The organism is Actinokineospora spheciospongiae (genome assembly GCF_000564855.1).
Lineage (GTDB): Bacteria > Actinomycetota > Actinomycetes > Mycobacteriales > Pseudonocardiaceae > Actinokineospora > Actinokineospora spheciospongiae.
This window is the reverse complement of record NZ_AYXG01000034.1, coordinates 1-7,780: the sequence shown is the minus strand read 5'-3', so window position 1 is coordinate 7,780 and position 7,780 is coordinate 1. Positions and strand designations below refer to the sequence as shown.

At 71.2% G+C, this 7,780-nt stretch carries 8 protein-coding genes; 4 read left to right on the top strand and 4 right to left on the bottom strand.

Annotation, left to right across the window (positions count from 1 at the left end; translation table 11 throughout):
- Positions 1-463 precede the first annotated feature (463 nt).
- The 3 genes from UO65_RS04450 to UO65_RS04440 are packed head-to-tail and all read right to left on the bottom strand — an operon-like array spanning position 464 to position 2,805.
- A complete protein-coding gene (locus tag UO65_RS04450) occupies positions 464-685 on the bottom strand; it encodes a hypothetical protein (RefSeq protein ID WP_035279005.1) in 222 nt (73 codons plus the stop codon).
- Positions 686-703: 18 nt separating this feature from the next.
- Complete coding sequence (locus UO65_RS04445; protein ID WP_035279004.1) at positions 704-1,831, bottom strand: fatty acid desaturase family protein; 1,128 nt, start codon at positions 1,829-1,831, stop codon at positions 704-706.
- Between the two features lie 20 nt (positions 1,832-1,851).
- Positions 1,852-2,805 (bottom strand): ferredoxin reductase, encoded by a 954-nt coding sequence (locus UO65_RS04440; RefSeq protein WP_233427440.1) that lies wholly within the window; start codon positions 2,803-2,805, stop codon positions 1,852-1,854.
- A gap of 299 nt (positions 2,806-3,104) precedes the next feature.
- On the opposite strand from UO65_RS04440, the gene UO65_RS04435 reads away from it, so the two are divergent.
- From UO65_RS04435 to UO65_RS04425, 3 genes are all read left to right on the top strand, one after another.
- Positions 3,105-3,737 carry a TetR family transcriptional regulator gene (locus tag UO65_RS04435; RefSeq protein ID WP_035279002.1) on the top strand — a complete coding sequence of 211 codons (633 nt, stop codon included), beginning with the start codon at positions 3,105-3,107 and terminating at the stop codon, positions 3,735-3,737.
- 244 nt (positions 3,738-3,981) lie between these two features.
- Positions 3,982-4,848, top strand: coding sequence for a hypothetical protein (locus UO65_RS36570; protein ID WP_052020693.1), 867 nt, complete (start codon positions 3,982-3,984; stop codon positions 4,846-4,848).
- Positions 4,849-4,898: 50 nt separating this feature from the next.
- Positions 4,899-5,774: an oxygenase MpaB family protein gene (locus tag UO65_RS04425; RefSeq protein WP_035279000.1), complete on the top strand. Its 876-nt coding sequence runs from the start codon at positions 4,899-4,901 to the stop codon at positions 5,772-5,774.
- Positions 5,775-5,851: 77 nt separating this feature from the next.
- Here UO65_RS04425 and UO65_RS04420 read toward each other — a convergent pair whose 3' ends face one another.
- Entirely contained in the window at positions 5,852-6,205 is a 354-nt protein-coding gene (locus tag UO65_RS04420; RefSeq protein WP_035278997.1) for a histone-like nucleoid-structuring protein Lsr2, read from the bottom strand.
- 439 nt (positions 6,206-6,644) lie between these two features.
- Here UO65_RS04420 and UO65_RS04415 point away from each other — a divergent pair, with 439 nt between their 5' ends.
- Complete coding sequence (locus UO65_RS04415) at positions 6,645-7,655, top strand: D-cysteine desulfhydrase family protein (protein ID WP_035278995.1); 1,011 nt, start codon at positions 6,645-6,647, stop codon at positions 7,653-7,655.
- Positions 7,656-7,780: the final 125 nt, after the last annotated feature.

Here is a 7,780-nt window from a genome sequence, read left to right as displayed (position 1 = left end):
GGCAGGCTTGCACATGATCGTCTCCCCCACCCAAGCAAATCCACCCACCCGGGCGTCTGCGTAGCCGGGCCGGCGGTTCGTTGGGTGGTCGGCGGCTGCGCACAGTGGGCCCGGTGTGGCTGGTCGCTTGGGCTGCGGTTGGCGGAGTGGTTGGCGGCTGTGCTGGTGGGGGGTTGGGTGTGGCTGGCCGCTTGGCTGGCGGTTGGCGGGGTGGTTGGCGGCTGTGCTGGTGGGGTCGGGTGTGGCTGGCTGCCCGGTCGGCGGTGGGTGGGGTGGTCGGTGACCGCGCCGATGGAGGGTGGGGTGTGGCTGGCCGCCGGGTTGGTGGTGGGTGGGGTGGCTGGTTTGTGGCTGTGCCGGTGGGGGTCGGCTGGTGGCCGTTGTGGTCCACCGGGGCGGCCCGGAAACGGCGGTGGCGCACCGCGACCAAGTCGCGGTGCGCCACCGTTGTGGTTCTTTCCTGTCAGGGGGTCGGGTCGACCACCGTCGGGAGGGGCTCGCGGTCTGCTGCTGCCCGCTCCTTGGCCTCCCGCATCTCGAACACGTCGGTTGCCAGGTCGCCGATTTCGCGGGCGATGTCGACGATCGCCCCGGTGACGATCTGGGCGATGCGGCCGACGTGCACGGCGGCCGACTCGGTGATCTCCTGGACGGTGTCCTTGGTGCTCTCGAACTCACTGACCATCTGAAGTCCCCATCCCGGTCATGCCACGCGGAGCGCGCGGCCCTCCTTGACGTTACGGGTGCCCGGGTTCGACGGCTTGCGCCAGAACCGGTCCGGCAGCGCCAGCTTGACGATCTTCGCCGCGACCGAGCTGAGCTGCTTGGTCAGGCCGCCGGTGTTGTAGGGCAGGCCGTACTTCTCGCAGATCGCCCGGACCTCGCCCGCGATCTGCGGGTAACGGCGGGCCGGGATGTCCGGGAACAGGTGGTGCTCGATCTGGTGCGACAGGTTGCCGGTCATGATGTGGAACAGCGGGCTGCCGGAGATGTTCGCCGAGCCCAGCATCTGCCGGAAGTACCACTCGCCGCGGGTCTCGTCCTTGGTCTCGTCCTCGGTGAAGCTCTCCACCCCGGTGGGGAAGTGGCCGCAGAAGATGATCGAGAACGCCCAGATGTTGCGGACCAGGTTCGCCGTGGCGTTGGCCGTCGCGGTGGCCACGAACTGGGGGCCGGTCAGCGCGGGGAACAGCACGTAGTCCTTGAGGACCTGCTTGAGGCCCTTGTGCCACATGCGGCGGCGCACACCCGCGGTCTCCGACCACTTCTTGCGGCCGGTGCGCAGGTTGTCGACCTCCAGGTCGTGCAGCATCACGCCCCACTCGAAGAACACCATCAGCGCGAACGCGTACGCCGGGTTGCCCAGGTAGTACGGGTTCCACCGCTGGCCCTCGTCCATCCGCAGCACGCCGTAGCCGATGTCGCGGTCCTTGCCGAGGATGTTGGTGTAGGTGTGGTGGATGTAGTTGTGGGAGTGCTTCCAGTTCTCCCCGGGCGCCACGTTGTCCCACTCGAACATCTTCGAGTTCATGGCCGGGTCGCGCATCCAGTCGTACTGGCCGTGCATGACGTTGTGGCCGATCTCCATGTTGTCGATGATCTTCGACAGGGAGAGCGCCGCGGTCCCGGCGATCCAGGCGGGCGGGAAGGAGCTGGCCATCAGCAGGCCGCGGCCCGCGACCTCGAGGGCGCGCTGCACCTTGACCACGTCGTAGATGTACTTGCGGTCCTCCTCGCCCAGGTCGTCGAGCAGGCGCTGGCGCAGCGCGTCGAGGTCCTTGCCCAGCTCCTCGAACTGCTGCGGGGTCAGTCGGGGGGTCTTGGTGGTCATGTCCGATGCTCCAGGAGGGGTCAGATGTCGATGGCGACGTCGCCGACCGGTACGGAGACGCAGATCTGGATCTCCTCCTCCGGGTCGGTGGACAGCTCGCCGTTGCGCACGTCGCGGGTGCACCCGCTGGTCTTGACGCTGGTGCAGGTGAAGCAGATGCCCATCCGGCAGCCGAACTCCGGCTTCAGCCCGGCGGCCTCGGCCTGCTCCAGCAGCGTCCGCCCGGAGTTGGGCGCGGTGGTGGCGCTGCGGCCGAAGGTGACCTCCCCGGTCGCGTCCTCGGCGTCGACGGTGATCGGCGGCGGGGCGAAGTCCTCGGTGCGCAGCCGGTGGGCGACCCCGAGCCGGTCGAACACCTGCCGGGCCCCGGCCATCAGCCCGGGCGGGCCGCACAGGTAGGTGTCGGTCTCGGCGAACCACGGCGCCGCCGCGCGCAGGTGCTCCTCGGTGAAGAACCCGTGCAGGTCACCGCCCTCGACGTCGGTGTAGGCCAGCAGCAGCCGCACGTTGTCGTGGCGGGCGGCCAGTTCGCGCAGCGCGTTCAGGTAGGGCACGTCCGCCTCGGTGTAGGCGTAGTGCAGGAAGACGATCTCGCCGTGGTGGCCCTCGTCGGTCAGCGTGCGCAGCATCGACATCACCGGCGTGATGCCGCTGCCGCCGCTGACCAGCAGCACCCGGTCCGGGCGGGTGGTGGGGAGGGTGAACTCGCCCTCGGCGGGCGAGAGGTGCAGCACCAGGCCCCGGCGGGCGTTGGCGTGCAGCCACCGCGACACCCGGCCGCTGTCGTGCGCCTTGACGGTCAGCTCGAACCGGCCGTCGCGGCTGCGCTCGGAGGTGGCTGGGGAGTAGTAGCGGGTGTGCCGCACACCGTTGATCTCGACGCCCACCCGCACGTGCTGACCGGCGGTGAAACCGCGCCAGCGCCTGTTCGGGCGGATCGTGAGGGTCACCGAGTCGCGGGTCGTTCGGTGCACACTTGTCACCTCACCACGAATTTCGCGGAGAACCAGCATCGGATGCAGGAGTTCGAGGTACCGGTCGATGCTGTGTGGCGTCGCCAGGGCCTCTAACAGGTGCAACCCACGGAATCGGCGCTTGCGTTCAAGCTGGGCCGTCACCGCGTGCCTCCAATTTCAGTGAACGTGCGTACACTGAAAAGTGCAACGCGGATCTTGGTTGCTGTCAACCGGATGGCCGTGTGATGTGACGAACAGTGCGCGTGGGAGGACCGATGCGGGAGGCCGGGGCGGGGCGGGGCGATAGGGTCGGTGCCGTGGCTGAGGAGGCGTCCGGTGCGGTCGGCACCCGGCAGGAGCGCAAGCGCCGCACGCGGCAGGCCCTGCTCGACTCCGCGCTGCGGCTCCTCGCCGACACCAGCCTCGCCGGCCTGAGCCTGCGCGAGGTCACCCGCGAGGCGGGCATCGTGCCCACCGCCTTCTACCGGCACTTCCCGTCGATCGGCGAGCTGGGCGTGGCGCTGGTCGAGGAGAGCATGCGGACCCTGCGCGCCATGCTGCGCTCGGCGCGGCGCAAACCGGCCGACGACGCCATTCGCGGCTCGGTGGCCATTCTGGTCCAGCAAGTCGGTCGGTCTCCTTCGCATTTCCGCTTTCTCATCCGCGAGCGATATGGCGGTGTGGCCGAGGTGCGCAAGTCCATCGCGGGGGAGCTGCGGCTGCTCGGCAGCGAGCTGGCCACCGACCTGGCCCGCTACCCCGGCATGGCCGACTGGGACGCCGACGACCTGCGGATGGTCGCCGACCTGATGGTCGGAGCCATGTTGTCCGTGGTCACGGCGCTGCTCGACGTGTCCGGCGACCCGAGGGCGGAGGCCGAGGTGGTCTCGGTCGCCGAGCAGCAACTGCGGCTGATCGCGCTCGGCATGGCCCACTGGCGCCGTCCCTGAATTGCACCGGTTGCTCGGCGCTCCACTGCGCCGCGGTCGGACTGAATAGTACACAAATGCTGTGATAGCCAACACGGTGTGGACGGTTCATCCGGATTTCCGCGACTATTTTGGCCATTGTCATCAAGGCTGTTCATTGCGCGCGGCAAAACATCGCACGAGGTGAGCAATTTCGGGTCGTTCCCAGACTGTGCCGCACCGACGGTGTCGCCGGGCGCCCGCGCGGACTATGTTGCCTAGCGGTGTGGCGCAGCGGGCGGCCGAGCGAGAGGGCGTGGCGGACATGGGCGCGAGGACAGCCGCGAACACGGCCGCCGACCTGCCGTACCAGTTGCACGCGCGCTGGCGGTGGATCGGCGTGGTGCTCGGCTCGCTGATCCTGCTGGTCTCCCTGGCGGTGCTCGGCCTCGACGACGTGCTCGGGTTCGTGCTGGCCGCGGTGTTCATCGTGCTCGGCTTCGTGCTGATCGACACCTTCTACAACTCCGGCGTGCGGGTCACCACCGAGGCCGTGGAGGAGCGGTCGATCCTGGTGCGCTCCTGGATGGTGGAGTGGGACGAGGTCGTCGGCATGGAGGTGCCCGCCGGGCGGGTCGTGCGCAGGCCGGTCCTGCTCACCCGCGACGGCGACCGGCTCTCGCTGTACTCGCTGGCCTTCCTGAGCCTGGGCCGCGAGCGCGCGCCCTCCCGGATCGGCAGGTTGCGGCACACGGTCGAGGAGATGGCCTACGACGGCGCCGACGAGTACTACGAGGACGCCGAGGACTTCGCCGACGACCTCGACGACCGGGACGACCTCGACGACCGGGACGACCTCGACGACCTCGATGACCTCGACGACGACGCGGACACCGACCTCGACGACCCCGCGGACCTGGCCGACGACGAAGGCGACCACGACGAAGCGGCCGACCACGACGACAGCGACCACGACGACTCCGCCGACCCGGACGCCCCCGATGACCTCGACGACCGGGATGACCTCGACGACCGGGACGAGGACGATCGGCTCGCGGACGAGCCGGACGGGCCGGACGAGGCCGACCGGGAGTCCGCGGAAGCCGATGGGGCCCGCGGTGGGCGGACCCGGCAGGAGCAGTCCACGTCCTAGCGCCTGCGGCGCCTCCGGCGTGTCCGGGCGCGGCGGGGGAGACTGGGGCCATGAGCGAGCCGGTCGCGATCGACACCGAGGAGCTGGGGCTGTTCGGCCCCGACTCGGTGACCTGGCAGGTGCACGCCGACCCCGCGCTGTGGCTCGGCGGCGTCCGCAGCCTGTACCTGCAGGCGCTGCACCCGCGCGCGGTCGCCGGGGTGGTGCAGAACTCCGACTTCCGGACCGACCCGCTGGGCAGGCTCATCCGCACGGCGGAGTTCGTCGGCACCAGCACCTACGGCACGCTCACCCAGGCCCGCGCCGCCGGGGCCGCGGTGCGCCGGGTCCACCGGGCGCTGCGGGCCACCGACCCGGACACGGGGGAGGTGTTCCGGGTCGACGACCCGGAACTGCTGCTGTGGGTGCACTGCGCGGAGGTGTCGTCGTTCCTGACCGCACTGGGCCGCGCGGGCTGCCCGCTGACGCGCGCCCAGGCCGACCGCTACCTGCACGAGCAGCGCCAGGTGGCCGCGCTCGTCGGCCTGGACCCCGCCGAGGTGCCCGGGTCGCTCGCGGAGATGTCGGCCTACCTGCGCGGCGTGTACCCGGTGCTGCGGCGGACGGCGGGCAGTGACGTGATCTACGACTTCCTGCACCGGCCCCCGGTGCGGGGCTGGCTGGCGCTGGGCGTGCGCGTCTACGAGCCGACCGTCTCGCACCTGGCCTACTCGCTGCTGCCCGGCTGGGCCCGCAGGCTGCACGGCCGCCGCGGCTACCCGCCCGCGCTGACCACCGCCGCCGCCCGCGGGCTGCGCGCGACCGCCCAGGTGGTGCTGCCCCGGTTGCGCCGCGAGGACAGCTCGGCCCAGCCCGCCTTCGTCGACGCCATGCGCAGGCTCGGCGACTGGGCCGCGCCCTCGCTCGACCGCCTGCCCGCCCGCTGACGCCGGGGTCGCCGGAACTGCCGGAGCCGCCGACCGCGGTGCCGGACCCGCGCCCGCGGGCCCGGCCGGTCAGGGGATCACTCCCCGTGCGCCTCCTGGAACTTGATCACCAGCGCCTGCGGGATGCGGCCGCGCTCGGCGATGTTCTCGCCCTGGCTGCGCGCCCACTCGCGGATCGCCTGGTTGTCGGCCTTCTCGCCCGCGGTGGCGGACTTGCGGGCGCCGTTCACCGCGACGGCCCTGGTGCCCTTGCGGCCACCGGTGCGCCGGGCGTGCCCGACGAACTCGGCCAGCGAGTCGCGCAGCCGGGCGGCGTTGTCCCGGGAAAGGTCGATCATGAAGTCCACACCGTCGAGGGCGAAGGTGACGGTCTCGTCGGCCGTTCCGCCGTCTAGGTCGTCGACGAGTTCGACAACGGTCTTCTGGGCCACGGTTTCCTCCGCGTGATGTGAGTCGTTTACGGCACGGGAACCCGGTGAATTCCCCGGTGCTCTCCCGGCGTGGGCCCACTAATGCGGCCCGGTCGTCCAGAAGGGTATCGGTATCGCCGTCGGGTCGACGTCAGGCGGTGCCGTGTGTCGTACGAGTCATATTGCCGCATGCGCCGCCCCCGGCGGCGGTCGGCGGGAAAACGACCTGCCCGATTCGCGCCGCCGGCCGGTGCCCCGCACGCGGTCACGCGATCGTATGAGGCCCATCGGCACTGGTCAGCCGGTGCGCCTATTGCGGCCCGGGGCGGTCGTGGGTGAATTTCGGGGTGTTCTTACCCGAAGTGCACCGCTGTCGGGTGCGCGGTGCTGGTATTCGGCACTCCGCCGCGACCTCGGGTGGCGCGTGGGAATGCGCCCGCCACCCGGATAGGGTGCGACCATGACCATCGACCTGAGCGCCTTCCCGCGCGTCGCGCTCGGCCATTGGCCCACCCCGTTGGACGAGTGCCCCCGGCTGGGTGCCGAGCTCGGCATTCAGCTCCTGCTCAAGCGCGACGACGTCGGCGGTGTCGGCGCGGGCGGGAACAAATTGCGGAAACTGGAGTTCCTGCTCGGCGCCGCGCTCGACCGGGGCGCCGACACGGTCATCACCTTCGGCGCCGTGCAGACCAACCACGGCCGCCAGACCGCCGCCGCCTGCGCCCGCCTGGGCCTGCGCTGCGAACTGGTGCTGACCCGCAGCGTCGCGCGCACCGGCCAGGCCTACGAGGAATCCGGCAACATCGTCCTCGACCACCTCTACGGCGCGAACGTGCACCTCTGCGCGGACGCGGAGGAGACCGCCGCCGTCTACAACCGGCTGCTCGCCGAGGCCGAGGCGCAGGGCCGCACCGTCGCCACCTTCCCGGTCGGCGGTTCCGACGAGGTCGGCGTGCTGGGCTACGTTGCGGCCACCGTGGAGCTGTTCCAGCAGGTCGACTCGCTCGGCCTGGACGTGGGCACCCTGGTGGTGCCCGTCGGCAGCGCGGGCACCGCGGCCGGGGTCGCCCTGGGCGCCGAACTGCTCTGCCGCACCACGCGGGTCGAGGCCGCCTGCGTCTCCCACACCGCCGAGGAGTCCCGCGCCGACATCACCCGCCTCGCCGGGGCCGCGGCCGGGCTGCTGGGCGCGGCCGAGCCCGCCCTGCCGGAGCTGGTGGTCGACGACCGGGCGGTCGGACCGGCCTACGGGGTGCCCACCGAGGAGATGTGGCGGGCGCTGGAGCTGTTCGCGCGCACCGAGGGCGTGACCCTGGACCCCGTCTACACCGGCAAGGCCGCGGCCTGCCTGGTCGACCGGGTCCGCACCGGTGAGATCGCGCCGGGGGAGACGGTGGTGTTCTTGCACACCGGCGGGTTGCCCGGGTTGTTCGCCTACGCGCCGGACCTGCTGGCCCGCGCGGGTTCCTAGGCCGGGGCTTTGTGGGCGGGGGGTCCGCTTCGCTGAACCCGGGCCGTGTGCTGTCGGCTCAAAGCCCGGTCGTTTGTTGGTGGTGCCCGGCTGGGTGGATGTGTTTGGCCGGGGCCCCTATGGCG

Excerpts from the sequence above, each read along its gene's own strand:
- UO65_RS04450 (WP_035279005.1), bottom strand. The coding sequence starts at position 685 with ATGGTCAGTGAGTTCGAGAGCACCAAGGACACCGTCCAGGAGATCACC.
- UO65_RS04445 (WP_035279004.1), bottom strand. The coding sequence starts at position 1,831 with ATGACCACCAAGACCCCCCGACTGACCCCGCAGCAGTTCGAGGAGCTG.
- UO65_RS04425 (WP_035279000.1), top strand. The coding sequence starts at position 4,899 with ATGAGCGAGCCGGTCGCGATCGACACCGAGGAGCTGGGGCTGTTCGGC.
- UO65_RS04415 (WP_035278995.1), top strand. The coding sequence starts at position 6,645 with ATGACCATCGACCTGAGCGCCTTCCCGCGCGTCGCGCTCGGCCATTGG.